General features: G+C 70.4%; 21 protein-coding genes and 1 pseudogene. 18 read left to right on the top strand and 4 right to left on the bottom strand.

Going from position 1 to position 26,491, the window contains the following annotated elements; all coding sequences use genetic code 11:
* Window positions 1-100 precede the first annotated feature (100 nt).
* Entirely contained in the window at window positions 101-1,702 is a 1,602-nt protein-coding gene (locus tag ACFY1E_RS15630) for an MFS transporter (RefSeq protein WP_389075893.1), read from the top strand.
* A gap of 204 nt (window positions 1,703-1,906) precedes the next feature.
* On the top strand, window positions 1,907-3,097 hold the full coding sequence (locus ACFY1E_RS15625; RefSeq protein ID WP_389075890.1) for an acyl-CoA dehydrogenase family protein: 1,191 nt from the start codon (window positions 1,907-1,909) through the stop codon (window positions 3,095-3,097).
* A 37-nt stretch (window positions 3,098-3,134) separates the two neighbouring features.
* Here the strand turns inward: ACFY1E_RS15625 and ACFY1E_RS15620 are convergent, their stop codons facing one another.
* Complete coding sequence (locus ACFY1E_RS15620) at window positions 3,135-3,575, bottom strand: cell division protein SepF (RefSeq protein WP_115909036.1); 441 nt, start codon at window positions 3,573-3,575, stop codon at window positions 3,135-3,137.
* 321 nt (window positions 3,576-3,896) lie between these two features.
* Here ACFY1E_RS15620 and ACFY1E_RS15615 point away from each other — a divergent pair.
* The 5 genes and pseudogenes from ACFY1E_RS15615 to ACFY1E_RS15595 all read left to right on the top strand — a co-directional run bounded on the left by ACFY1E_RS15615 (window position 3,897) and on the right by ACFY1E_RS15595 (window position 8,858).
* A pseudogene (locus tag ACFY1E_RS15615) lies at window positions 3,897-5,008 on the top strand (DUF5685 family protein).
* Window positions 5,009-5,196: 188 nt separating this feature from the next.
* Window positions 5,197-7,500: a nitrate- and nitrite sensing domain-containing protein gene (locus ACFY1E_RS15610; protein WP_389075888.1), complete on the top strand. Its 2,304-nt coding sequence runs from the start codon at window positions 5,197-5,199 to the stop codon at window positions 7,498-7,500.
* Window positions 7,497-7,925, top strand: a complete 429-nt coding sequence (locus ACFY1E_RS15605; protein ID WP_389075885.1) for a roadblock/LC7 domain-containing protein — start codon at window positions 7,497-7,499, stop codon at window positions 7,923-7,925. The genes ACFY1E_RS15610 and ACFY1E_RS15605 overlap by 4 nt, the downstream gene beginning before the upstream one ends.
* Before the next feature lie 14 nt (window positions 7,926-7,939).
* Window positions 7,940-8,278, top strand: a complete 339-nt coding sequence (locus ACFY1E_RS15600; RefSeq protein WP_389075884.1) for a DUF742 domain-containing protein — start codon at window positions 7,940-7,942, stop codon at window positions 8,276-8,278.
* Complete coding sequence (locus ACFY1E_RS15595) at window positions 8,262-8,858, top strand: ATP/GTP-binding protein (protein WP_389075881.1); 597 nt, start codon at window positions 8,262-8,264, stop codon at window positions 8,856-8,858. Before ACFY1E_RS15600 ends, ACFY1E_RS15595 begins: the two co-directional genes overlap by 17 nt.
* Before the next feature lie 92 nt (window positions 8,859-8,950).
* Here the strand turns inward: ACFY1E_RS15595 and ACFY1E_RS15590 are convergent, their stop codons facing one another.
* Window positions 8,951-9,901, bottom strand: coding sequence for an ABC transporter substrate-binding protein (locus ACFY1E_RS15590; RefSeq protein WP_389075879.1), 951 nt, complete (start codon window positions 9,899-9,901; stop codon window positions 8,951-8,953).
* 410 nt (window positions 9,902-10,311) lie between these two features.
* Here ACFY1E_RS15590 and ACFY1E_RS15585 point away from each other — a divergent pair, with 410 nt between their 5' ends.
* The 8 genes from ACFY1E_RS15585 to ACFY1E_RS15550 all read left to right on the top strand — a co-directional run bounded on the left by ACFY1E_RS15585 (window position 10,312) and on the right by ACFY1E_RS15550 (window position 19,671).
* Window positions 10,312-11,169 (top strand): amino acid ABC transporter permease, encoded by an 858-nt coding sequence (locus ACFY1E_RS15585; RefSeq protein ID WP_389075877.1) that lies wholly within the window; start codon window positions 10,312-10,314, stop codon window positions 11,167-11,169.
* Window positions 11,166-12,923 (top strand): FAD/NAD(P)-binding protein, encoded by a 1,758-nt coding sequence (locus tag ACFY1E_RS15580; RefSeq protein WP_389075875.1) that lies wholly within the window; start codon window positions 11,166-11,168, stop codon window positions 12,921-12,923. Before ACFY1E_RS15585 ends, ACFY1E_RS15580 begins: the two co-directional genes overlap by 4 nt.
* Window positions 12,924-12,957: 34 nt before the next feature.
* Window positions 12,958-13,719, top strand: coding sequence for an amino acid ABC transporter ATP-binding protein (locus ACFY1E_RS15575; protein ID WP_389075873.1), 762 nt, complete (start codon window positions 12,958-12,960; stop codon window positions 13,717-13,719).
* A 14-nt stretch (window positions 13,720-13,733) separates the two neighbouring features.
* A complete protein-coding gene (locus ACFY1E_RS15570) occupies window positions 13,734-14,813 on the top strand; it encodes an LLM class flavin-dependent oxidoreductase (protein WP_389075870.1) in 1,080 nt (359 codons plus the stop codon).
* Window positions 14,810-16,120, top strand: coding sequence for an NtaA/DmoA family FMN-dependent monooxygenase (locus ACFY1E_RS15565; protein ID WP_389075868.1), 1,311 nt, complete (start codon window positions 14,810-14,812; stop codon window positions 16,118-16,120). Before ACFY1E_RS15570 ends, ACFY1E_RS15565 begins: the two co-directional genes overlap by 4 nt.
* A 339-nt stretch (window positions 16,121-16,459) precedes the next feature.
* Window positions 16,460-17,359, top strand: coding sequence for a S1 family peptidase (locus ACFY1E_RS15560; protein WP_389075866.1), 900 nt, complete (start codon window positions 16,460-16,462; stop codon window positions 17,357-17,359).
* A 110-nt stretch (window positions 17,360-17,469) separates the two neighbouring features.
* The gene (locus ACFY1E_RS15555) at window positions 17,470-18,360 is read left to right on the top strand and encodes a slipin family protein (RefSeq protein ID WP_389075864.1); all 891 of its coding nucleotides are present in this window, start codon (window positions 17,470-17,472) and stop codon (window positions 18,358-18,360) included.
* 231 nt (window positions 18,361-18,591) lie between these two features.
* Window positions 18,592-19,671, top strand: coding sequence for a S1 family peptidase (locus tag ACFY1E_RS15550; protein ID WP_389075862.1), 1,080 nt, complete (start codon window positions 18,592-18,594; stop codon window positions 19,669-19,671).
* Window positions 19,672-19,884: 213 nt separating this feature from the next.
* On the opposite strand, the gene ACFY1E_RS15545 is transcribed toward ACFY1E_RS15550, so the two are convergent.
* Entirely contained in the window at window positions 19,885-20,919 is a 1,035-nt protein-coding gene (locus ACFY1E_RS15545) for a DUF3533 domain-containing protein (protein WP_389075859.1), read from the bottom strand.
* A gap of 152 nt (window positions 20,920-21,071) precedes the next feature.
* Between ACFY1E_RS15545 and ACFY1E_RS15540 the strand changes: the two genes are divergently transcribed.
* Together ACFY1E_RS15540 and ACFY1E_RS15535 are read left to right on the top strand one after the other, a co-directional pair.
* Window positions 21,072-24,518: a DNA polymerase III subunit alpha gene (locus tag ACFY1E_RS15540; protein WP_389075858.1), complete on the top strand. Its 3,447-nt coding sequence runs from the start codon at window positions 21,072-21,074 to the stop codon at window positions 24,516-24,518.
* Complete coding sequence (locus ACFY1E_RS15535; RefSeq protein ID WP_389075855.1) at window positions 24,515-25,489, top strand: hypothetical protein; 975 nt, start codon at window positions 24,515-24,517, stop codon at window positions 25,487-25,489. The genes ACFY1E_RS15540 and ACFY1E_RS15535 overlap by 4 nt, the downstream gene beginning before the upstream one ends.
* A gap of 3 nt (window positions 25,490-25,492) precedes the next feature.
* On the opposite strand, the gene ACFY1E_RS15530 is transcribed toward ACFY1E_RS15535, so the two are convergent.
* A complete protein-coding gene (locus ACFY1E_RS15530) occupies window positions 25,493-25,867 on the bottom strand; it encodes a cupin domain-containing protein (RefSeq protein WP_389075853.1) in 375 nt (124 codons plus the stop codon).
* Between the two features lie 97 nt (window positions 25,868-25,964).
* On the opposite strand from ACFY1E_RS15530, the gene ACFY1E_RS15525 reads away from it, so the two are divergent.
* Window positions 25,965-26,411 carry a MarR family winged helix-turn-helix transcriptional regulator gene (locus ACFY1E_RS15525; RefSeq protein WP_389075851.1) on the top strand — a complete coding sequence of 149 codons (447 nt, stop codon included), beginning with the start codon at window positions 25,965-25,967 and terminating at the stop codon, window positions 26,409-26,411.
* Window positions 26,412-26,491: the final 80 nt, after the last annotated feature.

Here is a 26,491-nt window from a genome sequence, read left to right as displayed (position 1 = left end):
TGCGCGGGCCGGAGACCACCGCTCCTCTCCGGCCGAGATCACGGGGAGTCCCCACCCCGTGTGCCCGCCGACCGCGAGGGAACATCTGGGAGGTACGTACATGTCCGGGACGACCACGGCCGCCGCTGCGCTGCGCCGTCGGGCGGCCGGGGCCGGTGCAAACCGCTGGGTCGTGCTCGTCGTCCTCTGCGTGAGCCTGCTGCTGGTCGCGGTCGACGCGACCGTGCTGCACGTGGCGGTCCCCGCCGTCACCGAGGACCTCAGGCCCGGCGCGATAGAACTGCTCTGGATCGTCGACGTCTACCCCCTCGTCTGCGCCTCGCTGCTGATCCTCTTCGGCACGCTCGGCGACCGGGTGGGCCGCAGAAGGATCCTGCTGCTCGGTTACGCCCTCTTCGGCCTCGCCTCCGGCCTCGCGGCCCTCGCCCACGACCCTCAGGTACTGATCCTCGCGCGGGCGCTGCTCGGCGTCGGCGGCGCGATGATCATGCCCGCGACGCTCTCGATCCTCCGCCAGGTCTTCCCCGACCGGCGGGAACGGGCCCTCGCGATCGGTGTCTGGAGCGCGGTCGCCGCGGTCGGCGCGGCGGTAGGGCCGCTGCTCGGCGGCTTCCTGCTGGAGCACTTCTGGTGGGGTTCGGTCTTCCTCGTCAACATCCCGCTGATGCTGGTCAGCCTGCCGGTGGGCCGGCTGCTGCTGCCCGAGTCGCGGGGCGCCGGCGACGGTCCCTGGGACGTGGTCGGCGCGCTGATGGCTGCCGCCGGGCTGTTCGGCGTGGTGCTGGGCGTCAAGCGGCTGGGCGGCGGCGAGCTGGACGTGTTCACCGTGGCGCCGCTCGTCGTGGGCGCCCTCCTGCTGCTGCTTTTCGTACGGCGGCAGCGGCGTCGTACGCATCCGCTGGTGGACCTCGGGATGTTCGCGCGGCCCGCCTTCAGTACCGCCGTGGGCTGCATCGTGCTGGCGATGCTCGCGCTGGTCGGTCTCGAGCTGATCGCGGCGCAGTACCTGCAGCTGGTGCTGGGGCTGTCGCCGCTGGAGACGGGGCTCCGGCTGCTGCCGCTGACGTTCGCGGCGATGGCGGCGGGGCTCGCGGGCGCACGGATGCTGCGCCGCTTCGGCCCGCGTCGGATGGTGTCCTTCGGGTTCTGCCTGACCGCCGGGGCCGTGGTGCTGCTGACCGTGATGGGCGGCTCCGACAACGCGGGGCTGATGGTGGCCGCGTTCATGCTGCTGGGCTTCGGCCTGGAGACCACGCTCTTCGGGGCGTACGAGTCGATGCTGAGCGAGGCTCCGCCGGAGCAGGCCGGTGGGGCTGCGGCGATCGGCGAGACCTCGTACCAGCTGGGGGCGGGGATCGGCATTGCGCTCCTCGGAAGCGTGATGAACGCCGCGTACACGCCCGGACTGGCGTCCGTGCCTGGAGTTCCTTCGTCGGCCTCGGCCTCCGCCTCGCATTCGCTGGGCGAGGCGTATCAGGTTGCCGCGCAGCTGGGCGGGCCCGTGGGGGTGGCTCTGCGGCGGGCCGCGCGGGACTCCTTTGTGCATGGGTTGCATGTGACCTTGCTGGTCAGTGCGGGGTTGTTGCTGCTGGGGGCGGTGATGGCGTTGCGGTTGCCGCGGATCATGCACTGTGGGGAGTCCGCGGTGCCTGTGGAGTTGCCGGCGCCTCGGGAAGTTGCCGACTCGCGGGTTTCGGCCTGACCGATTTTGCGGCTCCGCCGCGGGGTCGTTTTGTTGTCTGCGGCGCCGTTGTGGCTGGTCGCGCCCACGCGGCGGAGCCGCATATCGACACAGCCCCGCGTCCCCAGGGGGCGCGCTGCACTGGACGTAGACGAAACTGCACCGTAACGTCGGCTTCAAAGTTGTAACTAGCGGTGCTAGTTTTTCGCGTGCCGGAGGGTCCTCATGTCTGCGTCCTCGAAGTTGCCCCCCTTTGACCCGGCCGACCCGCTCGGCATCGACGACCTGCTCGAACCCGAGGACCTGGCCATCCGGGACACGGTTCGCGGTTGGGCTGCGGATCGCGTGCTGCCGTACGTCGCCGACTGGTACGAGAAGGGGGAGCTGCCGGAGATCCGGGAGCTGGCCCGCGAACTCGGTGGTATCGGGGCCCTCGGTATGTCGCTCAGCGGATACGGGTGTGCCGGGGCCAGTGCTGTGCAGTACGGGCTTGCCTGTCTGGAGCTGGAGGCCGCCGATTCCGGGATCCGGTCGCTGGTCTCCGTGCAGGGGTCCCTCGCGATGTACGCCATCCACCGGTTCGGCAGCGAGGAGCAGAAGCAGCAGTGGCTGCCGCGCATGGCCGCCGGTGAGGCCATCGGGTGCTTCGGGCTGACCGAGCCCGACCACGGGTCCGACCCGGCCTCGATGCGCACACAGGCCAAGCGGGACGGCGGCGACTGGGTCCTCAACGGGCGGAAGATGTGGATCACCAACGGATCCGTGGCGGCCGTCGCCGTGGTCTGGGCCCGGACGGAGGACGGGATCCGCGGCTTCGTCGTGCCCACCGACAGCCCCGGGTTCTCCGCACCGGAGATCAAGCACAAGTGGTCCCTGCGGGCCAGCGTCACCAGCGAACTCGTCCTCGACGACGTACGGCTGCCCGCCGATGCCGTACTGCCGGAGGTCGTCGGCCTCAAGGGACCGCTCAGCTGTCTCTCGCACGCCCGCTACGGGATCGTCTGGGGCGCCATGGGCGCGGCCCGCAGCTGTTTCGAGGCCGCCGTCGACTATGCGAAGTCACGGGAGCAGTTCGGGCGGCCCATCGGGGGATTCCAGCTCACCCAGGCCAAACTCGCCGACATGGCGGTCGAACTGCACAAGGGGATTCTGCTCGCCCACCATCTGGGGCGGCGCATGGACGCCGGCCGCCTGCGTCCCGAGCAGGTCAGCTTCGGCAAGCTCAACAACGTACGAGAGGCCATCGAGATCTGCCGTACGGCACGGACGATCCTCGGCGCCAACGGGATCTCGCTCGAATACCCCGTCATGCGGCACGCCACCAACCTCGAGTCGGTGCTGACCTACGAAGGCACCGTCGAGATGCACCAGCTCGTACTGGGCAAGGCGCTCACCGGACTCGACGCATTCCGGTGAACCCTGCGCGGGGGCAGGGCCGGTGAGCGGCCCTGCCTCAGCTCTGGTTGAAGAAACCGTCCGAACGGTGCGAGGCCGGCTCCCCGCTGATGATTTCCGTGTCGGCGGGGGTGAGCAGGAAAACGCGGTTGGAGACACGGTCGATCGAACCGCGCAGACCGAAGATGAGCCCCGCCGCGAAGTCGACGACGCGCTTGGCGTCGGACGCCTCCATGGCGGTGAGGTTCACGATCACCGGGACACCCTCACGGAACAGCTCGCCGATGGCGCGGGCGTCCCGGAAGCTGTCCGGGGTCACCGTGCCGATACGGCGGCCCTTTTCCTCGGCGGTGTCCGAGGCCACCTTGACCCGCGGGTCGGTGACCCAGGCATCCCCGGGCTGCTCGGTCCCTTCGGAGTAGTCGTCGTCGTAGTAACGCTCGTCATCGTTGTCGTCAACGAGGCCAAGCCAGGCACTCGCCTTGCGTACCGATCCCATGGACGCCTCCTCTCACAGCGGTCCTTCTTGCTTTCCGCATCCCTATGGTCATCCATGATGCGGTTGGCGCGCCAAGTGGATAGACGCCGCACGGGGGGTTTGTGACGGTACTGGTGCAGAGCGAATCCGTCGAGAGCCCGCGTTTCCCAAGGGTCGTGCTGTACGCAGATGCTGACTGTGAGTGAAATATGATTCTTCACGGCGTACGGGTGACGGGCACTGCGTACGGGTGAACGCAGTGGTCGGTACGATGCGGCAGCTCAACGCCGTATCAGAAGCAGCACCAGCACCGAAAGTCACACGAGCCACGGGGGGATCGTCGTGTTCGGAATCGTCAGGCCTTGTCGGCATCGGCTCGGTGAGAACCTCAAGTCCCAATGGGTTGCCCATTTGTGCGGTCTGTGTCTCGCACTGCGCAAGGACCACGGTCAGTTCGCACGGGTCGTGACCAACTACGACGGGCTGCTCATATCCGTTCTGACGGAGGCTCAGGCCGAGCAGGATGCCGGACGGCGTCGTACGGCAGGGCCTTGTCCGCTGCGCGGGATGCGTACCGCATCCGTCGCGCAGGGGGAAGGGGCGCGGCTCGCGGCCGCCGTGTCGCTGGTGCTCGCCTCGGCCAAGGTCCGGGACCACCTCGCCGACGGGGACGGGCTGCTGGCGCGGAAACCGGTGGCGCTCGCCGCTCGCCGGGTCGCCTCGAGCTGGGACACGGCGGGGGCCCGTACCGGATCCGCCGTCGGGTTCGACACCGCGGTGCTCGTGGACGCCGTGGACCGGCAGACCGGTATCGAGGCCCTTGCAGAGCCCGGGACGCCGGTTCTGACGGTCACCGAACCGACCGAGACGGCGACCGCGGCGGCCTTCGCGCACACCGCGGTCCTGGCCGGACGGCCGGGCAACGCCGAGCCGCTCGCCGAGGCCGGGCGGCTGTTCGGGAGGCTCGCGCATCTTCTGGACGCGGTCGAGGACAGGGAAACTGACGCCGCGTCGGGTGCCTGGAACCCGCTCACCGCCACCGGAACCCCGCTCGCCGAGGCCCGGCGGCTCGCCGACGACGCCGTGCACGGGATCAGGCTCGCGCTGCGTGAGGTGGACTTCGTCGACAGCGGACTCGCCCACCGCCTGCTCGTCCACGAACTGCGCACCTCCGTCGACCGCGCCTTCGGTACGGCCCTCTGCGCGCACGGGGCGCCGCCGCCCCCGCGGCGTGAACGGCGTGGGCTGCTCGCGGGCTGTGCGGTGTGGGCAGGGCTGGCCTGCACGTGCCAGCTGTGCTGCGGCGAGTACGAGGACCCGTGGAGCCGTGAGCGCAAGGACGGCCTCTGCAAGGGCACCGACTGCGGCGACTGCTCGATTGCTGTGACTGCGGCTGCGATTGCTGCGATTGCTGTGACGGGTGCGACTGCTGCGACTGCGGTTGTGACTGCTGATCCGGTACCGCAGGTGTCGTATACGGAATGCGCCACGCGGAGCGGCCACCTGGCGCTTCCCGAAGATCGTGTGTCCACAACGTAAAAGAAGAAGATGATCTGGTGACCGGTGCCCCGGTGAGGTCGTTGGGCGGAAGCAGAACCATTTCTGTCCCTGTCCCGACTCGCCACCCACATAAGGCACTTCAGTGGACGTCACAGCAAAAGCGACCACCACCATTCGCACCAGGCTGCTGCGGATCCTGATCCTCGCCCTCGCGGTCCTGCTGACGCTGCTCGGCGTCGCGGCTTCCGAGCAGATCTCCGCCTACCGCAACGCATCGGCCACCGACAAGAACGCACGGCTGGAGATCACCCTCCAGGGCCTGGTGCACGAGCTGCAGAAGGAGCGCGGACTCACCACCGGCTACGTGGGCGGAGTAGGGCAGTTCAAGGCCAAACTGCCTGCCCAGCGGCGGGCCACCGACACCGCCCGCGCAGCGCTCGACAAGGCGCTGAAGGGGCGCGAGGACGCGGCCGCCGACTCCGTGCGCGAGTCCCTCGGACGGCTCGACGGCCTGGCCGGCATCCGCAGGGACGCCGACGACGGGACCGGCGTCGTGAAGGACACCTTCAACTACTTCACCACCACGATCACCGTCCTCGACCGGCTCGACCTCGGCCTCGACGCGGTGCGCGACGGCACCCTGCGCGACGCCTACCAGGCGCTCCAGGTCCTCGGCAACGCCAAGGAGTTCACCGGAGAGGAGCGCGCCATCGTGCTCGGCTCGGTGCGCGCCTCCGGCGGCCGCTTCCGCGGCGACGACTACAGCCGCTTCATGCAGATCCGGGCGGGTCGCCAGGCCGCCCTCGCCGCCTTCCCCCGCTCGGCGACCGCCGACCAACAACGGCGCCTGAACGAGGCCCTGACCACTCCGGACGCGGAGCGCATGCTGGCCTACGAGAGCGTCGCCGTGCACGGCGGCTCCAAGCTGAGCTCCTCCAGCCTCCCGCCCATGGACTGGTGGAACACCACCACCTCGACCATCAACGGGCTGCGGGCGGTGCAGATCTCCCTCGGCGCCGACGTCGAGCACCGCGCCGCCGACCTGGAGAGCACCGCCCAGCGTGACCTGCTGCTGTTCGTGCTGCTCGCGCTCGGCACCGTCGCCGCGCTCGGCGCGCTCGCCCTCGACTGCGTACGATCCGTGTCCGCGCCGCTCGCCGAACTCGCCCAGCAAGCCCGGGAGGTGGCGGGCGAGCGACTGCCGCGCGCCGTCGCCGCCGTACAGGACGCGGACTCCGGGGAGAGCCCGGAGCCACCCGCCCCGCTCACGGTGGGCCGCAGGGCGGGCGCCGAGGTCCGGGAGGTCGCCGAAGCCTTCGACCGCGTCCAGCGCGCCGCCTTCGACCTCGCCACCGAACAGGCCGTGCTGCGCCGCAACGCCACCGACTCGCTGGTCAGCCTCGGCCGCCGCAACCAGAACCTGGTACGCCGCCAGATCAGCTTCATCAACAAGCTGGAGCACGAGGACGCCGACCCGGCCACCCTCGCCAACCTCTTCGAACTGGACCACCTGGCCACGCGTATGCGCCGCAACGCCGAAAGCCTCCTCGTGCTCGCCGGGGAGTCCAGCCCCCGCCCCTGGGCCACCCCGCTGGCCGTCACCGACGTGCTGCGCGCCTCGCTCGCCGAGGTCGAGGAGTACCGCCGGGTCACCCTGCGCCGGATCGAACCCGCGCACATCAGCGGCGCCGTCGTCGCCGAAGTCGCCCATCTGCTCGCCGAGTTGATCGAGAACGCGCTGAGCTACTCGCCGCCGGACTCCGCCGTGGAGATCGAGGGGCGGCGCACCAGCGCCGGTTATCTCGTCGCGATCGTCGACAACGGGCTCGGCATGGACACCCAGGCGCTCGCCGAGGCGAACGTACGGCTGTCCGGCACGGCCAGCTTCATGGCGGAACCCACCCGGTTCCTCGGCCACTTCGTGGTCGGCGCCCTCGCCCGCAAGTGCGGGATCGAGGTACGGCTCGGCGAGGCGCCGGCGGCCGGAGTGGTCGCCCGGGTGCTGATTCCGTTGCAGCTGCTCACGGACGCTCCGCAGAGCAAGGCCGCCGACAAGCCGGTGCTCCCCGCTCCCCGGAAGGAGAAGGACGTGGACGTTCCCCCCAGGGAGCTGGTGACGGCTCAGGCAGAGGCGAAACCCGCCGAGAACGCCGGCAACAAGGCCGCGGGCGGCAAGGGCACCTCCGCCGCGCGGACCCGCAACGGGCTCGTCAAGCGACCGCAGCGCAGCGCCATCTCCGACGCCGTCAGCGAGACCGACCGCCCCGAGCGCCCGGCGCCCGCCGGGCCCACGCCCGAGCGCAGCCCCGAGGAGATCTCCGGGATGCTCTCCACCCTGCGCAGCGCCCATATGCGGGGCGGGATCAGCGCGGAGAAGGAGAAGGCGAAGGAGGGCGACAAGGACGACCACAAGGGCGCCGCGCAGAAAGAGGGTGACGCCAAGTGACCGCCGTCGACGCCCACAAGGACTCGCAGACCTTCAACTGGCTGCTCGCCAATTTCGTCAAGAGCACCGACGGGGTGCGGGACGCGGTCGCCGTCTCCTCCGACGGGCTGCTGATCGCCGTGTCCGACGGGCTCGGGCGGACCGAGGCCGACCATCTCGCCGCGATCGTCTCGGGGCTCAGCAGTCTGGCGCGCAGCGCCTCCAAGCGGTACGGCTTCGACGGGGTCAAACTCATCATGATCGAGATGGGCCGGGGTTTCCTGCTCGTCTCCGCGATCCGCGACGGCAGCTGTCTGGGTGTGCTTGCCGACAGCAGCGGTGAACTGGGGCTCGTCGGCTACGAGATGGCGGTCCTCGCGGAACGTGCGGGCGATCTGCTCACGCCGGCCCTCATCGCCGATCTGCGGCAGGCGTTGCCGCGGTGAACGGTGAAGAGCCCATGGACGTAGAGCCTGTTGAGGACGCGACGTTCGTCCGGCCGTTCATCATCACCGGCGGCCGGGCCGAGCCGCTCCAGGCCGACCTGCGGCTGGAGACGCTGGTCGTCGCCGTGGGCGAGCCCGACGAGTCGCTGACGTTCGAAAGGCGGCACATCGTCGCGGTGTGCGAGCAGCCGATGACGGTGGCCGAGGTGGCGTCGCGGGTCGGCATCCCGCTGGGCGTCGCCAAGGTGCTCGTGTCCGACCTGGTCGTCGCCGGCCGGCTCGACTGCCGGGAACCCGAGGAGCTGCCGCTCCAGATGCTCGAAAGGATCAGGGACCATGTCCGGGCGCTCTGACAGGATCGTGCCGCTCGCCGTGAAGATCGTGGTGAGCGGTGGACTCGGCGTCGGCAAGACCACGTTCATCGGGGCGATTTCGGAGATCGAACCGCTGGACACGGAGGCCGCGATGACGCAGGTGTCCGTGGGGGTCGACTCGCTCGACGGGGTCGAGTCGAAGACGACCACGACCGTGGCGCTGGATTTCGGGCGGATCACCCTTGATCCGACGATCGCGCTCTATCTGTTCGGGACGCCCGGGCAGGACCGGTTCTCGTTCCTGTGGGACGACCTGGTGGAGGGGGCCCTGGGGACGGTCGTCCTGGCGGACACTCGGCGCATCGAGGAGTGTTTCCCGGCCGTCGACTACTTCGAGTCGCAGGGGGAGCCGTTCGTCCTTGCGGTGAATCGCTTCGACGGGGCGGAGCAGTTCGAACTGGAGGAGGTGCGGGAGGCGCTTGGCCTGGCGGCCGACGTTCCGGTGCTGGAGTGTGATGCGCGGGATCGTTCCTCGGTGCGGGATGTTCTGGGGGCGTTGATGGACCGGGTGATCGGGGTTCGGGCTGCGCCCAAGAGGCGGGTTGCGATGGTGCGTTAGCGGGTGCGGGTGGCTTGTGGTTGCTCGGGCCCACGCGGCGGAGCCGCAGATCGACACAGCCCCGCGCCCCTGTGGGCGCGGGGAACTCGCCGTCAGTTTTTCAGTTCCGGTGGGGAGATCCGGGACTTGGTGATCGCCGAGCCCGTTGTGCCCCACTTCTTGAGGATCTTCTCGTACGTGCCGTCTGCCATCAGCTTGTTCACCGCTGACTGGAAAGCGGGGGCCAGCTTGGTGCCCTTCTTGAAGGCGAAGCCGACGTCGAGGCGGTGGTACTCGTTGAGGAACTTCACGCCCTGCTGGTGGGCCACCGCGTAGCGGAGGCCGTTGATGGTGGACATCACCACGTCGCTGCGGCCCTGCTGGAGGGAGGACCAGATGGCGCCCGTGTCGTTGTAGGTCTGCACCTTGTAGGGCTTCTTGCCGGCGGTCGTGCAGAGCTTCTCGTTCTCCTCCAGTGTCGCCTCGAAGGTGGTGCCGGCGCCGGTCGCGACATTCAGGCCGCACAGCTGCTTCAGGTCCGTGACCTTGGAGAGCTTGCTGTCCTTGCGGGTGGCGAAGCCCTGGCCGTCGTTGATGTAGGTGACGAAGTCGATGGTCTTGCGGCGTTCGTCCGTGACGCCGAAGTTGCTCGCGCCGAAGTCGTACTTGCCGCTGTCGAGGGCCGGCAGGATCGCCTCGAAGCCGGCCTGTTCCGACTTGAGCCTGATGCCGAGCACCTTGGCGACCGCGTCGGCGAAGTCGACGTCCTGGCCGGTCAGGGTTTTGCCGTCGTCCAGGTAGGTGGTGCCGGGCGGGGTGCCGCCGACGCTGAACGCGACGGTGAGGCTTGTCGTGCCCGACGGCAGGAGCTTTGCCGACGCCTCGTCCTTGTGGACGGCGGAGACCACGTCCGTCGTGGGGACCTTGTCCGCCTTCGCCGAGGTGCCCGCGGCGTCGGTCGAGCCGTCCGAACCGGAGCCACAGGCGGTGAGCAGCACCGTGGCCGATGCAATCAGGGCGAAAGGAGCAAAGAGGGTTCTACGGGTACGCGTGAACGTGCGCATCGTGTGCGGTCTCCTGGAAGCAGGAAGGAGTGAAAGAGCGCGAGGGGAGGGGTGCGTGCGCGTGTGAAGGCGAAGCGGGAGAACGCTGAGAACGCCCGGTCAGGGCGCGCAGTGGGGTCGGCTCAACAGGAACAGGACCACACTCGACCGAAGTCGATGTGGGAGCGCGTGACCAGCCACTGCTGTGGATGCATGGGCCAAGTGGAACAGGCATCCGGTTCTGCGTCAACTGACTTGAGACGTGCTGCTCACATGCCGGACAGCCTTGACAGTGAGGGGAAACGGCCCCGTACAGTCGATGGACGGCCCTGCTGAGGGGCTCGGCCGTATCGCGCTGTCGCTGTGCCCAGCCCGGCGCGTCCGTGTGAAGGCATCCACCGTGTTCGACCTACGCGTCACGGAGCCTTCGTATGTCTTCCGACACTCTCGCCAAAGTCCCGGCGGCACCGGACATACCCGAGCGGGCCGATGCCCTGCGTATCGTTCCGCAGCGGCGGTTCGGGCAGTGGACCGCGGCCGTCCTCGTGCTTGCCCTGCTCGGTCTCGCCGTCGACTCCGTACTGCGCAACAGGGCGTTCCAGTGGGACGTCGTCGCCGAGTACTTCACCTCGGACTCGGTGCTGCGCGGGCTGTGGCTCACCCTGTGGCTGACCGCGGTCGTGATGGTGCTCGGCTTTGCGCTGGGCACGCTGCTCGCCGCCTTCCGGCTGTCCGCCAATCCCGTGCTGCGAACGGTGAGTTGGGGATATGTCTGGCTCTTCCGGTCGATTCCGATCCTGGTGCAGCTGTTGCTGTGGTTCAACATCGGGGCCTTGTATCCCGAGTTGTTCGGGGTCAAGACCGTCAATCTGCTCGGGCCCGTCGAGGTCGCCGTCGTCGGACTCACGCTGCACGAGGCCGCGTACGCCGCCGAGGTCGTACGCGGCGGCATCCTGTCCGTCGACCGGGGGCAGATCGAGGCCGCCCAGGCGCTCGGGCTGAGCCGGTGGCGGCGTTGGCGGCGGATCGTGCTGCCGCAGGCGATGCGCTCCATCGTGCCGCCCGCCGGGAACATGCTGATCGGCACCCTCAAGGGCACCTCCATCGTCAGCGTCATCGCGGTGAACGACCTGCTCTTCTCGGCGCAGCTGATCTACCACCGCACCTACCAGGTCATTCCGCTGCTGATGGTGGCCACCCTCTGGTACACCGTGGTCACCTCGGTGCTCGGTGTCGGGCAGTACTACGTGGAGAAGCACTACGCCCGCGGTTCGGAGCGCGCGCGATGAGGCCCTCCCTGGTGATCGTCGGGGCCGGGCCGCGGGGGACCGGTCTCATCGAGCGGATCGCCGCCAACGCGCCCGAGCTGTACGCCGGTTCGGGCCTCGACATCCATCTCGTCGACCCCCATCCGCCCGGCGCCGGACGCATCTGGCGCGCCGCGCAGTCGCCGCTGCTGTGGATGAACTCCCACGCCGAGGACGTCACCATGTTCACCGACGAGACGGTGGCCATGGAGGGCCCGGTACGGGAGGGGCCCACGCTGCACGAGTGGGCCGGCATCGACGGCCGTACCTTCGCGGACCGACAGCTCCAAGGGGCCTATCTGCGCTGGGTGCATGAACAGGCCGTGGCCGATCTGCCCCCGGGTGTCGTCGTCCACCACCACCCCCGGCGGGCCCTACGGGTCAGCGGCCCGCGCGAGGGCCGTCAGCAGGTGTGGCTGGAGGGCCGCCCGCGCCCGCTCCTGGCCGACCTCGTCGTGCTCACGCTCGGCCATCTCGACGCCGAACTCGACGACCAGCAGATCGAGTTGGCCGAGTATGCGCGTGCGCACGGGCTGGTCCACCTTCCGCCCGACTTCACCGCCGACAGCGACCTGTCCGCGCTGAAGGCCGGTGAGCCCGTTCTCGTGCGCGGGTTCGGGCTCGCCTTCGTCGACCTGATGGTCCTGCTGACCGAGGGGCGGGGCGGGCGGTACGACGGCGACACCTATGTGCCGTCGGGGCAGGAGCCGGTGCTGTACGTCGGTTCGCGGCGCGGAGTGCCGTACCACTCGAAGATCGGCTACGACTGGAGCGGTGAACGGCCGCCGCTGCCGAGGTTCTTCGGGCCGCCCGAGGTCGAGGCGCTGCTCGCGCGCCCGGGTGGGTTCGACTTCCGGCGGGATGTGTGGCCGCTGGTGGAGAAGGAGCTGGGGTTCGCCCACTACCACCGGCTGTTCACCGTGCATCCGGAGCGGACGGCCGTCGAATGGAGTGCCTTCGAGGAGAAGTACGCTGCCGCGTCCGACGTGGCCGAGCGGGAGGCGCTCGTGGCGTCCGCCGTGCCCGACCCCGCCGACCGGCTCGACCTGGACGCGCTCGACCACCCGCTGGACGGGGTGCGGTACGGCTCCTTCGACGATTTCCAGGACGGAATGCGCACGTATATCGAGCAGGACCTGAGCAGACGTCACGATCCGCGCCACAGCCCGGATCTGGCCGTGTTCCTCGGGCTGCTCTCCGTCTACGGTCAACTGGTCCGGCTCGGTGGCATCGGCCCCTGGTGGCACGGCTTCTTCAGCTATCTGGCCTCCGGGCCGCCCGGTCCGCGGCTGCGGCAGATGCTGGCCCTGTCCCGTGCCGGTGTCCTGAAGTTCCTCGGTGCCGACATGACCGTCAGCGCCGAGGGCGGGGTGTTCCGGGCGTCCAGTGCCACCGTTCCGGGTGCCTTCGTCGAGGCACGGGCGCTGGTCGAGGCACGGCTGCCCGAGCCCACCGTCGGACGGGCCCGCGACACCCTGCTGCGCGAACTGCACGCCGACGGCGCCGTCGAGACCCCCGACGGGCTGCTGCGGGTCGACCCCGCCGACGGGCGGCTCCTCGACGGCGCCGGGCGGCCGCATCCCCGGCGGTTCGCACTCGGGCCGTACACCGACGGACGCACGCCCGGTGCCTTCACCCGGCCGCGCACCGGCGGTCCGGCCTTCCGGCAGAACGACGCCACCGCACGGGCCGCGCTGCGGTTCCTGCGCGAGCTGGACGGCAGCGCGACCGCATGACCCGCCTCCCTCCCATTCCCAAGGAAGTGCCCCGATGAGCGTCATGGTCGACATCAGATCCGTCCACAAGAGCTTCGGCTCGCTCGAGGTCCTCAAGGGCATCGATCTGGAGGTGCGCACCGGCGAGGTCACCGTGGTCCTCGGCCCGTCCGGCTCCGGCAAGTCGACGCTGCTGCGCACCATCAACCACCTGGAGAAGGTGGACCACGGAGCGATCAGCGTGGACGGCACGCTGGTCGGCTACCGGCGCTCCGGCGACAAGCTGCACGAACTGCCCGAGCGTGAGGTGCTCAAGCAGCGCACCCGGATCGGGTTCGTCTTCCAGAACTTCCATCTGTTCCCGCACCTCACCGTGGTGGACAACATCATCGAGGCGCCCGTGTCCGCACTGAAACGGCCGCGCAAGGAGGCCCTCGAGAGTGCGCGCCGGCTGCTGGAGCGGGTGGGTCTCGCGGACAAGGCCGACGCCTACCCGCGACAGCTCTCCGGCGGACAGCAGCAGCGGGTCGCCATCGCACGGGCGCTGGCACTGGAGCCCAGGCTGCTGCTCTTCGACGAACCGACGTCCGCGCTCGACCCCGAGCTGGTCGGCGAAGTCCTCGACGTCATCAGGGACTTGGCCGATCAGGGCACCACGATGATCGTCGTCACGCACGAGATCGGCTTCGCCCGCGAGGTCGCCGACACGGTCGTGTTCATGGCCGACGGGAAGATCGTCGAGCAGGGCCCGCCCGCTGACGTGCTGGACGCCCCCCGCCACGAGCGGACCCGGGCGTTTCTCTCCAAGGTTCTCTGAAAGGTTCCCCCCACATGACCTCATCGCACGGCCGGGGGCTGTTGCACCTGGCCGCCGCCCTGGACCAGCCGGCGGTGTTCGACGCCGGCTCCCACATCGAACTGGCGCGGCTCGCCGAGCGCGGCGGCCTGGACTTCGTCACGCTGGACGACAGCTTCGCCCGTCCCGGGCCCGACGCGCTCGCCGTCCTGTCCCGGGTCGCCCCCGCCACCGCCCGCATCGGCCTGGTCCCCACCGTCACCACCACCCACACCGAGCCCTTCCATGTCCAGGCCGCCGTCGCCACCCTCGACTGGGTCAGCCGCGGGCGGGCCGGCTGGCGGATCGACGTGTCCACCACCGAGGGCGAGGCCCGCCTCTTCGGCCGCCGCCATGCCGTGACCGCCGACGAGCTGTGGCGCGAGGCCGGCGAAGTCGCCGAGGTGGCCGCCAGGCTGTGGGACAGCTGGGAGGACGACGCCGAGATACGGGACCTGGCGACCGGCCGCTTCATCGACCGGGACAAGCTGCACCACGTCGACTTCACCGGCACCGGCTTCTCGGTGAAGGGACCCTCGATCGTGCCGCGGCCCCCGCAGGGCCACCCCGTCCGCGTGGTCGACGCCACCGAGGGGCACGCCCGGCGCACCGCCGCCCAGTACGCCGACGTGGCCCTGGTGCGGGCCGCGAGCCCCGCGCAGGCCGCCGCCGTACGGGACCAACTCCGCCAGTCCGCCGCCGAGTTCGGACGCGACCCCGACACCCTGCGTGTCCTCGTGAGCCTCCTCGTCGACCTCGGCGACGGTGAGCACGCGGCCGAGCCGGGCCATGGCGGGGGCGGCCCCCGGCAGACCGTGCAGGGCCCGCTGTACCGGGGCGGCCCCGTGGACCTCGCCGAGCTGATCGCCGGCTGGCACGCGGACGGCATCGTCGACGGCTTCCACCTCACGCCCACCGAGCCGCGCCGTGACCTGGAGCGGCTCGTCAACGGCACGGTGGCCCTGCTCCAGCACCGCGGCCTGTTCCGCACCTTCTACCCGGGCAGCACCCTGAGGGAGCACCTGGGCCTCGCCAGGCCCGTCAACCGGTACGCCGTGACAGGGGGAGCGTCATGACCGTACGAGCCCGCAGAAAAGTCCACCTGGCGGCCCACTTTCCCGGCGTCAACAACACCACCGTATGGGCCGATCCGCGCTCGAGGTCACAGATCGACTTCTCGTCCTTCGCGCACCTCGCCCGCACCGCCGAACGCGGCCTGTTCGACTTCTTCTTCCTCGCCGAGGGGCTGCGGCTGCGCGAGCACAAGGGGCGTATCCACGACCTGGACGTGGTGGGCCGGCCCGAGTCGCTCACCGTGCTGAACGCGCTGGCCGGCGTCACCGAACACCTCGGCCTCGCCGCCACCGTCAACGCCACCTTCAACGAGCCCTACGAACTCGCCCGCAGGCTGGCCACGCTGGACCACCTCAGCGGCGGCCGCGCGGCCTGGAACGTGGTGACCTCCTCCGACGCCTTCACCGGCGAGAACTTCCGGCGCGGCGGCTTCCTCGACCCGGCGGACCGGTACATGCGCGCCGCCGAATTCGTGGGCGTGGCAAGGAAGTTGTGGGACTCCTGGACCCCCGAGGGCATCTCCCGGCCCTTCGCGCACCGCGGGCAGCACTTCGACATCGCGGGCGAGTTCACCGTGCCGCGGTCGCCGCAGGGGCACCCCGTCGTCATCCAGGCCGGGGACTCGGCCGAGGGACGGGAGTTCGCCGCGTCCACGGCCGACGTCGTCTTCACCCGGCACGGCACGCTCGAGGCGGGGCGTTCCTTCTACGCCGATGTGAAGCGCCGCCTGGAGAAGTACGGCCGCTCCCCGGACGACCTGAAGATCATGCCCGGTGTCACCGTCGTCCTCGGCGACACCGCCGCCGAGGCCCAGGAGAGGGCCGCCGAGATCCGGCGGCAGCAGGTGTCCCCGCAGAACGCGATCGTCGCCCTGGAGCAGATCTGGGGTGTCGACCTGTCGGCGTACGACCCCGACGGCCCGCTCCCCGAGATCGACCCGGTGGCGGACTCCGCGATCACCCAGGGACGGACCCGGCGCGGCGACACCGTGGCGATCGCCGAGAAGTGGCGCGCGCTGTCCAAGGAGAAGGGGCTGTCCATCCGGCAGACCGTGATCGAGGCGGGCGGCCGGCAGTCCTTCGTCGGCACGCCCGAGGCCGTCGCCGCCGAACTCGAGGAGTATGTGCGGAAGGACGCCGCCGACGGCTTCATCCTGCAGCCGCTGATCACCCCGGTCGGACTCGACGAGTTCGTGGACCGGGTGGTGCCGCTGTTGCAGGAGCGAGGCGCCTTCCGCACGGAATACCAGGGCGCGACGCTGCGCTCCCATCTCGGCCTGCCCGACCCGGTACCGTCCGTCAGCGCCTGAACGGTCGGGGCCTCAGGGGTGAGGGCCATCCGGAAGGGCGACTTCCGGACATCCCCGTGTGCTGGGCTTCTGCCGTTCCCGCCGCCGGGGAACATCCGGGTGAGGCGGGCGTCCGCACACCTGGTCCGAACCAGGGCAGAGATGGCCAAAACTCATGGTTCGTGGAGGGGTTGGCGGCCGAAAGGCGCCCTTGCGCCTACCGGCCGTTCGGCCGAATACTCCCCGCAAGCGCTTGTCAGGGGCACGGCGTGTCCGGAATCCGGACGAACGCGGCCCTGGCTGCGCCTCACGGGCCCCGACCCCACGCGGGCCCCCGACTTCCCCTTGGGAGGAACGAACGTGAGGATCAAGCGCACCACCCCCCGCAGCGGCATTGCGAGACGGACCCGGCTGATCGCCGTCACCACCGGTCTCGTGGCCGCCGCAGCGATCGCGGTCCCCAGCGCGAACGCGTCCACCGCCACCCCCTTCAGCACGGCCCAGCTGAAGAGCGCCGACGCCTCGGTGCTCAAGGCGAACGTCCCGGGCACCGCCTGGGCCGTCGACAGCAAGACCAACCGCGTCGTGGTCACCGTCGACAGCACGGTCTCCAAGGCCGAGATCGCGAAGATCAAGCGGCAGGCCGGCAGCAACGCCGGCGCGCTCACCATCAAGCACACCTCCGGGCAGTTCAAGCCGCTGATCAGCGGCGGCGACGCCATCTACGGCGGCCAGTACCGCTGCTCCCTCGGCTTCAACGTGCACAGCGGGAGCACCTACTACTTCCTGACCGCGGGCCACTGCGGTGAGGTCGCCTCCACCTGGTACTCCAACTCGGGCCACACCACGACGCTGGGTACGAACGTCGGTTACACCTTCCCGGGCAGCGACTACGCGCTGGTGCGTTACACCAACTCGTCGATCTCGCACCCGAGCACGGTCGGCAGCCAGACCATCACCAGCGCGGCCACCCCGAGCGTCGGTACGACGGTGTACCGCCGAGGCTCCACCACCGGTACGCACAGCGGCCGGGTCACCGCGCTGAACGCCACCGTCAACTACGGCAGCGGCGACGTCGTCTACGGCCTCATCCAGACCACCGTCTGTGCCGAGGGCGGCGACAGCGGCGGCCCGCTGTACGGCGGCACCGTGGCGTACGGTCTCACCTCCGGCGGCAGCGGCGACTGCTCCTCGGGCGGCACGACCTTCTTCCAGCCCGTCACCGCGGCGCTGAGCCACTACGGCGTGAGCATCGGCTGACGCCCGCTGTTCCCGGCCCCCGTGCGCAACCGGCGCGCGGGGGCTCCCTCTTGTCCGGGTGACGGAGTTACCTTCGAAGTACACGTGGTGCTCGGTCCCCTGGGGGCGGCATGGTCGAGGAGCTGGTGGCGGCGGGAGCGACCCTTGCGTCCGCCGGTGTGGTGTACGTGATGGCGGCCGCGCGGGTCGTCAAGCAGTACGAACGCGGTGTGGTGTTCCGGCTCGGCAGGCTCCGAGACGAGGTGCGCGGGCCGGGGTTCACGATGATCGTGCCGTTCGTGGACCGGCTCCAGAAGGTCAACATGCAGGTCGTGACGATGCCGGTGCCCGCGCAGGAGGGCATCACCCGGGACAACGTCACGGTGCGGGTGGACGCCGTCGTCTACTTCAAGGTGACCGGGCCCGCCGAGGCGGTCGTCAAGGTCGAGGACTACCGGTTCGCCGTCGCGCAGATGGCGCAGACCTCGCTCAGGTCCATCATCGGCAAGAGCGAACTGGACGATTTGCTGTCCAACCGGGAAAAACTCAACCAGGGGCTGGAGTTGATGATCGACAGCCCGGCCGTGGAGTGGGGCGTCACCATCGACCGCGTCGAGATCAAGGACGTGTCCCTGCCGGAGACCATGAAGCGCTCGATGGCCCGGCAGGCCGAGGCCGACCGGGAGCGCCGGGCCAGGGTCATCAACGCCGACGCCGAACTCCAGGCGTCGAAGAAGCTCGCCGAGGCCGCGCAGCAGATGGCGGACACCCCGGCCGCGCTGCAACTGCGGCTGCTGCAGACGGTGACGGCCGTCGCCGCCGAGAAGAACTCCACGCTCGTACTGCCGTTCCCAGTGGAGTTGCTGCGGTTCCTGGAGAAGGCGCAGCAGACGGCCGGGGTGCCCCAGCAGGTGCCGCAGCAGCCGGTCCAGGCGCAGCAGCAACCGGTGCAGGAGCAACTGCCGCCCCCTGTGCCGCGCTTGGAGCCCGGCCCCGAAGGGGCGAAATCCGGACAGGACTAGACCTCACGCACCGCACATGGGCTACTCGCTCGTAGTGTTTGCAGAGCGAAGACATGGAGTGACCGTGGACTGTCAAAACCGACGGGGGCGCACATCCCGCGTTCTACGCGCGTCCTGAAGACGCCCTTGTGTGCTCCCTGCCGCCCTCGGGATAGTAGGCGCTGTTCAACGCCTTCCGGTTCGCGAGGTCCCCACAACCTCCCGGACCGACCCCCCACAGGAGGACGTGAGTTGAAGCACCGACGCATACCCAAGCGGCGTGCAGCCCTGGCCGGTGCGGGCATAGCCGCACTGGTGGCCGCGGGAGTCACCTTCCAGACTGCGAACGCCAGCGAGCCCGCGAAGACCTCGGCGCCCGAGACCCTGTCGGCCGTGGCGGCCGGAAAGCTCGCCTCGACCCTCGGCAAGAACCTCGGTACCGACGCGGCGGGAACGTATTACGACGCGAAGGCCAAGAGCCTCGTGGTGAACGTCCTCGACCAGGCCGCAGCCAGGACCGTCGAGGCGGCCGGCGCCAAGGCGAGACTCGTCGAGAACTCCCTCGCCGAACTCGACGCCGCCCGTACGACGCTGACCAAGGACGCCACCATCCCCGGCACCTCGTGGTCGACGGACCCGGTGAGCAACAAGGTCGTCGTCACCGCCGACAAGACCGTCTCCAAGGCCGAGTGGGCCAAGCTCTCCAAGGTCGTCGACGGGCTCGGCGCCAAGGCCGAACTCAAGCGCTCGAAGGGGGAGTTCAAGCCCTTCATCGCGGGTGGCGACGCCATCTCCGGCTCGGGCGGGCGCTGCTCGCTCGGCTTCAACGTGACCAAGGACGGCGCGCCGTACTTCCTCACCGCGGGCCACTGCACCGACGCCATCAAGACCTGGTCGGACTCCAGCGGCAACCAGATCGGCCAGAACGCCGACTCCCAGTTCCCGGGCAATGACTTCGGCCTGGTCAAGTACACCGCCGACGTGGACCACCCGAGCGCGGTCGACCTCTACAACGGCTCCTCGCAGTCCATCACCCACGCCGCCGAGGCCACGGTCGGCGAGAAGGTGACCCGCAGCGGCTCCACCACCCAGGTGCACACCGGCACGGTCACCGGCCTGAACGCCACCGTGAACTACTCGGAGGGCACGGTCAGCGGTCTCATCCAGACCGACGTCTGCGCCGAGCCCGGCGACAGCGGCGGCTCGCTCTTCGACGGCGACGCGGCGATCGGCCTCACCTCCGGCGGCAGCGGCGACTGCACCTCCGGCGGCGAGACCTTCTTCCAGCCGGTCACCGAGGCGTTGTCGGCCGAGGGTGCCCAGATCGGCTGATCTTCGGCTCCGCCGGTTGCACGCGAAAGTCCCGCCCCTGCGCGCGAGGTGCGGGACTTTCGCGTGCGGCGTGCCAAGCGCTCCACGGGATGTGCGGTGAACTGGCTGCGGGTGCGTCGTGGCTGGTCGCGCCCACGCGGCGGAGCCGCAAATCGATACAGCCCCGCGCCCCTTTGGGGCGCGGCGGACCGCAGCGGGCTTTGCCCGAACCGCTCACTGCGCCTGGGTAGCTAGAGGTTCGTCCGCGCGTCTCTCGCGCAGCACCGCCGCCCCCAGCGTGATCGCGATGCCGGCCGCCGCCCAGGCCGACAGCACCAGCAGCGAGGCGGTCGTGTCGTTGCCCTCGAAGTACGCGATCGACCGCGCCGCCCAGGTCCCGGCGCCCGGCGGCAGCGCCGGCCCGATCGCCTTCCAGAACGGCGGCAGCATCGGCAGCGGGAAGGCGCCGCCCGCGCTCGGATTGCCCGCGATCACCACGAGCAGGATCGCCAGGCCGATGCCGACGATCCCGAAGATCCCCTGGAGCGCGAGCGTCGCTGCCCCGACCGCAAAGGTGATCAGCGCCCCCAGACCCCACAGGGCGAGCACGCTCCCCGGCAGGGCACCCAGGATCGGGCCCACGATCACCGCTCCGCCGAGTCCGCCGACGATCGAGACCAGCGCCATCACGACCAGCCGGATCACCGCACGGCGCAGACTGGCCGGCCGGGCGCCTGCGCTGATCGCCAGGATCGAGGCGCACAGATAGCCGCCGACACACCAGCCCACGACCACATAGAAGGAGGACAGCCCGTCGAAGTCCTGGGCGGAGGCCGGGGCCACGTCCACCGTCCGGACGGTCCGCTGCTGAGAGGCCTCCAGGAGGGTGAGGTACTGCTGGAGGGTGTTCGCGAGAACGGTGCCGCCGCCGCTGGCCACCAGCAGCGTGTCGGCCGTGCGGGCCGGGTTGATCAGCAGTGCGCCGTCGATGTCCCGGTTCAGGATCTGCTCGCGCGCCGTCGCCTCGTCCGCCACCGCCCGCGGGTCGAACGGCGAGCCGTGCAGGCTGTCCAGCCGGGCCACCACCTGCTCGGCCGCGGCCTTGGGGGCGACGACTCCGAAGGGCACGTCCTTGGGTTTCGGATCGTGTAGCGCGCCCACATAGGAGGCGATGAACAGCAGCTGGAGGGCGATCACACCGACGACCAGCAGTGTGGCACGCGGCGTGACCGCGTCCTTCACCTCGGCGAGAAAGCTCCTCTGTGCCATGTCCTCACGGTCCGGGGCGGCGGACGTTTCCGCAGGTGGGGGAGGGCCGAACGGTTGTCGCACACTCGTTCGGTTTTTGGTCTATGGTGGAGGTGAGGCAGTCGGGAACTGATGTTCGATAATGGAGACGGCTCAGACAGCGGGAGGTGCGGATGCCTGGCTTCACCCATCTGCACACCGTCTCCGGATTCTCCCTGCGCTACGGCGCCTCGCATCCGGAGCGGCTGGCGGAGCGCGCCTCCGAGCAGGGCATGGACGCCCTCGCCCTCACCGACCGCGACACCCTCGCCGGCGCGGTCCGCTTCGCCAAGGCCTGCGCCGGGGCGGGCGTCCGACCGCTGTTCGGCGCGGAACTGGCGGTGCAGCAGCCCGCCCGGCTGCGCGAGGACGATCCCGTACGACGGGAACGGCGCCGCACCCCCGTACGCGGCGGTGCCTTCATCGACGAGTCGACCCCCCGCGTCACCTTTCTCGCCCGGGACGGCGCCCGCGGCTGGGCCGACCTGTGCCGCCTGGTCACCGCGGCGCACTCCGCCGACGGGCCGCCCCTGCTGCCCTGGACGGACAACCGGGCCGAGGGTCTGACCGTCCTGCTCGGCCCCGCCTCCGACGTGGGCCGCGCCCTCGCCGCCGGCCGCCCCGACCGCGCGGCCAGGCTGCTCGGCCCCTGGCGCGAGGTCTACGGCGACGCCCTGCGCCTCGAGACGGTCTGGCACGGCCGCAAGGGCACCGGCCCCGGCTCCCTGCGCCTGGCCGCCCGCACCCTCGGCTTCGCCGCCGAGCAGCGCATCCGCCCGGTGCTCAGCAACGCCGTCCGCTACGCCGACCCCGGCCTCGGCCCGGTCGCCGACGTCCTGGACGCGGCCCGCCGACTGGTCCCCGTCGACCCGACGAAGGAGCTGGACTCGGGCGAGGCCTGGCTCAAGGGTGCGGGCGACATGCTGCACACCGCCGAGCGGGTCGTCGAGGCCGCGGGCTACCGGCGCGACACCGCCCACCGGCTGCTGGAGCAGACGCAGGCGACGGCCGCCGAGTGCCTGGTCGACCCCGAGGACGACCTCGGCATGGGCGCCGTCCACTTCCCCGAGCCGCACCTCGTCGGCGCCGGCCGCCGCACCGCCCAGCGGGCACTGGCCTCGCGGGCGGCGGCCGGGATGGTGCTGCACGGCTACTCCGACAGGCGCGCCTACTGGGAGCGGATGCACCGGGAGCTGGACATCATCGCCCACCACGGCTTCGCCTCCTACTTCCTGACGGTCGCTCAAGTGGTGGACGACGTACGGAAGATGGGCATCCGGGTGGCGGCCCGCGGCTCCGGAGCGGGCTCCCTGGTCAACCATCTCCTCGGCATCGCGAACGCCGATCCGGTCGAGCACGGACTGCTGATGGAGCGCTTCCTGTCCAAGGAGCGGGTCGTGCTCCCCGACATCGACATCGACGTGGAGTCGGCACGCCGCCTCGAGGTCTATCGCGCGATCATCGACCGGTTCGGCGAGGAGCGGGTCGCCACGGTCTCGATGCCGGAGACGTACCGCGTCCGCCACGCGATCCGTGACGTCGGCGCGGCCCTGTCCATGGACCCGGCCGACATCGACCGCATTGCCAAGTCCTTCCCGCACATCCGGGCGCGCGACGCCCGCGCGGCACTGGAGGAACTGCCTGAACTGCGAGCGCTGGCAGGGGAGAAGGAGCGCTACGGCCGGCTCTGGGAACTGGTCGAGGCCCTCGACGCCCTGCCGCGCGGAGTCGCCATGCACCCCTGCGGGGTCCTGCTCTCCGACGCGTCCCTGTTGAGCCGTACGCCGGTCATGCCGACCAGCGGCGAGGGCTTCCCCATGTCGCAGTTCGACAAGGACGACGTAGAGGACCTCGGACTGCTCAAACTCGATGTGCTCGGGGTGCGGATGCAGTCGGCGATGGCGCACGCGGTCGCCGAGGTGCAGCGGGCCACGGGGGAGCGGATCGACCTGGATGCGCTCGAGGGCGGTGACCCGGCGACGTACCGGCTCATCCGTTCCACCGAGACCCTGGGCTGCTTCCAGATCGAGTCGCCGGGCCAGCGGGACCTGGTGGGGCGGCTGCAGCCCGCCACCTTCCACGACCTCGTCGTCGACATCTCCCTCTTCCGCCCCGGCCCGGTCGCCGCCGACATGGTGCGGCCGTTCATCGAGGCGCGGCACGGGCGGGCGCCCGTCCGTTATCCGCACCCGGACCTGGAGGAACCGCTGAAGGGGACGTACGGGGTCGTCGTCTTCCACGAACAGATCATCGACATCGTGGCCATCATGACCAGCTGCGGACGCGGCGAGGCGGACCGGGTGCGGCGCGGGCTGTCGGACCCGGAGTCGCAGGGCCGGATCAAGGTGTGGTTCGCCCAGCACGCGGCGGCGGCCGGGTACGACGCAGAAACGATTCGGCGGACCTGGGAGATCATCGAGGCCTTCGGCAGTTACGGCTTCTGCAAGGCGCACGCGGTCGCCTTCGCCGTGCCGACGTACCAGTCGGCGTGGCTGAAGGCGCACCATCCGGCCGCCTTCTACGCCGGACTGCTCACGCACGACCCCGGGATGTATCCGAAGCGGCTGTTGCTGGCGGACGCGCGGCGGCGCGGGGTGCCGGTGCTGCCGTTGGATGTGAACAAGTCGGCGGTCGCACACCGTATCGAACTGGTGTCTGAATCCAGGGAGTCGAAGGGGCCCGAGGTTTGGGGGCTGCGGCTGGCCCTCTCCGACGTGTACGGCATCAGCGAGGCCGAGGCGGCGCGGATCGCGGAGGGGCAGCCGTACGCCTCGCTGCTGGACTTCTGGGAGCGGGCGCGGCCGAGCAGGCCGCTGGCCCAAAGGCTGGCCCAGGTCGGCGCGTTGGACTCCTTCGGCGCCAACCGCCGTGATCTGCAACTGCACTTGACCGAACTGCACCGGGGCGCCCGGGGTGCGGGTGGCGGCCAACTCCCCCTGGCGGGCGGGCGGAAGACGGCCCCGGCCGGGCTGCCGGACCTGTCGGAGGCGGAGAAGCTCAGTGCCGAGCTGGGAGTGCTCTCGATGGACGCCTCACGCAACCTGATGGACGATCACCGGGCCTTCCTCGACGAGCTGGGCGTGGTCTCCGCGCGCCGGCTGCGCGAGACCGGGCACGGTGAGACGGTGCTCGTGGCGGGCGCCAAGGTGGCGACGCAGACCCCGCCGATCCGCTCCGGCAAGCGCGTCATCTTCTCCACTCTGGACGACGGCACGGGCCTGGTCGATCTCGCCTTCTTCGACGACTCCCACGACGCCTGCGCCCACACCGTCTTCCACTCCTGGCTGCTGCTGGTGCGCGGGGTGGTGCAGCGGCGCGGACCGCGCAGCCTCAGCGTGGTGGGCGCCGCCGCCTGGAACCTCGCCGAACTGGTCGAACTGCGCGCCGAGGGCGGCCTCGACGAGGTGGCGAAGCGGCTGGCGCAGCCGCTGCCGGAGGGCGGCGGGGATTCGGCCCACGGCAGGCGGATCCAGCTGCCCACCGGATACGAGATGAACCCGTGGGCCGATCTGCGGCCGGCGGGCCAAGAGCCCTCACAGGTACGGAAGTTGTGGCACCAGAGCCCGGGGAGTGCGGGATGACCATCGTGTGCGTACGTTTCCAGCTGCCTTCGGAGTCCGAGGCCGCGCTGCCGGGGCTGCTCGGACTGCTGGAGGAGTTCACCCCGGTCGTCCAGGCGCTGCCGCCGGACGCGGCGCTGGCCGATCTGCGGGGCGCCGAGCGGTACTTCGGGCGCAGCGCCATCGAGCTGGCTGCGGTGATCCGGGTGCGCGCCCTCGCCCTGTACGGCGTGGACTGCGCGATCGGCGCCGGGCCGGGCCCGATGCTGGCCCGGGTGGCGCTGGGAGCGGCCGGGCCCGGGCTGACCTGCGAGGCCCCCGGCGATCCGGAGGGCATCGCGGAGTTCCTCGCGGACCGCCCGGTCACCGCGCTCCCCGGTGTCGGCACGGCCACCGCCCGCACCCTGGACGAGTACGGCCTGGACACGCTCGGCCGGGTCGCCGCCGCACCGCTCTCCACACTCCAGCGTCTGATCGGTGCGAGGGCGGCCCGCGAACTGCGCGAGAAGGCGAACGGCGTCGACCGCGGCCGGGTCGTCCCGAACGCCGTCTCCCGCTCCCTGGCCGCCGAACGCCCCTTCACCCGCGACGAGTTGTCCCCGGACCGGCACCGCCGCGCGCTGCTCTCCGCCGCCGAGGAACTGGGCGCCCGGCTGCGCGCCCTGGACAAGGTCTGCGGCACCCTCACCCTCACCGCGCGCTACGCCGACCGCACCGCGACGACCCGCACCCGCACCCTGAAGGAACCCACCGCCCACTCGGCCGCCCTGACCAGGACGGCGTACGACATGTACGAGTCGCTGGGCCTCCAGCGCGCCCGGGTGCGCGCCCTCGCCCTCCGCGCCGAGTCCCTGGGCCCCGCAGAACAGGCCTCCTACCAGCTCACCTTCGACCCGGTGGACGAGAAGGCCCGCCGCATCGAGGAGGTCGCGGACCGGGTACGGGCGAAGTTCGGACCGGGGGCGCTGCGGCCGGGGGCGCTGGCGGCATAGGCCTCAGTTGGCCCACGGGGGAGTGAGCCGGGTGCCGTCGGCGAGGACCGCCTCCAGGCCGATGGACGTGGTGACCCAGGAGATCGCCGTCTGATCGGTGGGATTCTCGACGCCGAGGGTCGAGCCGGGGTTGACGATGACCGTGTCGCCCGCGGTGATGCGGTCGGTGCGGCCGTCGAGAGTGATCAGCAGCTCCCCGATGAGGAGATGAAAGATCTCCTCACGATTGACCGTGTGCACCGGCGCCTTGGTCCCGGCGGGGATCTCGCCACGCCAGGCGCAGAGCTCCTTGCTGCCGGCGAGCGGGGTGGCGTACGAGACGAAGCGGGCGCCGTGGATCTCGTGGGTGACAGCTTCGGACGTGCGGATGACGGGCATGGCTGACTCCGATCACATATGGTCAAGCAGCTTGACTATCTGGCAGAACCATAGTCAAGCTGCTTGACCATTCCGTCAAGGGTGTTTCAATGCCTCCGTGCACAACTCCGAGGCCATGGCCCTGTCCGCCGCCCTGCTTGCCGTCGCCGGTGAGCTCACGCAACGCATCAATGAGGGCGTGGTCGCCCGCGGCTTCGAGGGGGTGCGGCCCGCCCACGGCTTTGCCTTCGCGCGGCTCGCGCCGGACGGCGCGACGGTCACCGACCTCGCCGTCCATCTGGGGGTCACCAAGCAGGCGGCCAGCCAGCTCGTCGAAGAGATCGTGCGGAAAGGCTATGCCGAGCGGCGGCCGCATCCCGTGGACGCCCGCGCCAAGTTGATCGTGCTGACGGAGCGAGGGTGGGCCTGTACGCGGGCCGCGGAAGAGGCTGCCGCGGAGGTGGTGCGGGAGTGGAGTGCCGTGCTCGGCGAGCGTGAAGTGCGAGCGCTGGGCGGGCAGTTGGGGCGTATTGCTCCCTATGGGCCGATCCGGCCCGCCTGGTGAGGGTTCCGGTGTCGGCTACTGGCGAGTCAGTTATCACTGGAAGTTTTTACTGACGCGTAACTTCACACTTGCACTACTCG

The organism is Streptomyces sp. NPDC001604, from assembly GCF_042893475.1.
GTDB lineage: Bacteria > Actinomycetota > Actinomycetes > Streptomycetales > Streptomycetaceae > Streptomyces.
This window is presented reverse-complemented; position numbering and strand designations above follow the sequence as displayed.

Excerpts from the sequence above, each read along its gene's own strand:
- ACFY1E_RS15570 (WP_389075870.1), top strand. The coding sequence starts at position 13,734 with ATGACCTCATCGCACGGCCGGGGGCTGTTGCACCTGGCCGCCGCCCTG.
- ACFY1E_RS15595 (WP_389075881.1), top strand. The coding sequence starts at position 8,262 with ATGTCCGGGCGCTCTGACAGGATCGTGCCGCTCGCCGTGAAGATCGTG.
- ACFY1E_RS15530 (WP_389075853.1), bottom strand. The coding sequence starts at position 25,867 with ATGCCCGTCATCCGCACGTCCGAAGCTGTCACCCACGAGATCCACGGC.
- ACFY1E_RS15620 (WP_115909036.1), bottom strand. The coding sequence starts at position 3,575 with ATGGGATCGGTACGCAAGGCGAGTGCCTGGCTTGGCCTCGTTGACGAC.
- ACFY1E_RS15545 (WP_389075859.1), bottom strand. The coding sequence starts at position 20,919 with ATGGCACAGAGGAGCTTTCTCGCCGAGGTGAAGGACGCGGTCACGCCG.
- ACFY1E_RS15535 (WP_389075855.1), top strand. The coding sequence starts at position 24,515 with ATGACCATCGTGTGCGTACGTTTCCAGCTGCCTTCGGAGTCCGAGGCC.
- ACFY1E_RS15590 (WP_389075879.1), bottom strand. The coding sequence starts at position 9,901 with ATGCGCACGTTCACGCGTACCCGTAGAACCCTCTTTGCTCCTTTCGCC.
- ACFY1E_RS15600 (WP_389075884.1), top strand. The coding sequence starts at position 7,940 with ATGGACGTAGAGCCTGTTGAGGACGCGACGTTCGTCCGGCCGTTCATC.
- ACFY1E_RS15555 (WP_389075864.1), top strand. The coding sequence starts at position 17,470 with ATGGTCGAGGAGCTGGTGGCGGCGGGAGCGACCCTTGCGTCCGCCGGT.
- ACFY1E_RS15580 (WP_389075875.1), top strand. The coding sequence starts at position 11,166 with ATGAGGCCCTCCCTGGTGATCGTCGGGGCCGGGCCGCGGGGGACCGGT.
- ACFY1E_RS15630 (WP_389075893.1), top strand. The coding sequence starts at position 101 with ATGTCCGGGACGACCACGGCCGCCGCTGCGCTGCGCCGTCGGGCGGCC.
- ACFY1E_RS15540 (WP_389075858.1), top strand. The coding sequence starts at position 21,072 with ATGCCTGGCTTCACCCATCTGCACACCGTCTCCGGATTCTCCCTGCGC.
- ACFY1E_RS15585 (WP_389075877.1), top strand. The coding sequence starts at position 10,312 with ATGTCTTCCGACACTCTCGCCAAAGTCCCGGCGGCACCGGACATACCC.
- ACFY1E_RS15575 (WP_389075873.1), top strand. The coding sequence starts at position 12,958 with ATGAGCGTCATGGTCGACATCAGATCCGTCCACAAGAGCTTCGGCTCG.
- ACFY1E_RS15565 (WP_389075868.1), top strand. The coding sequence starts at position 14,810 with ATGACCGTACGAGCCCGCAGAAAAGTCCACCTGGCGGCCCACTTTCCC.
- ACFY1E_RS15625 (WP_389075890.1), top strand. The coding sequence starts at position 1,907 with ATGTCTGCGTCCTCGAAGTTGCCCCCCTTTGACCCGGCCGACCCGCTC.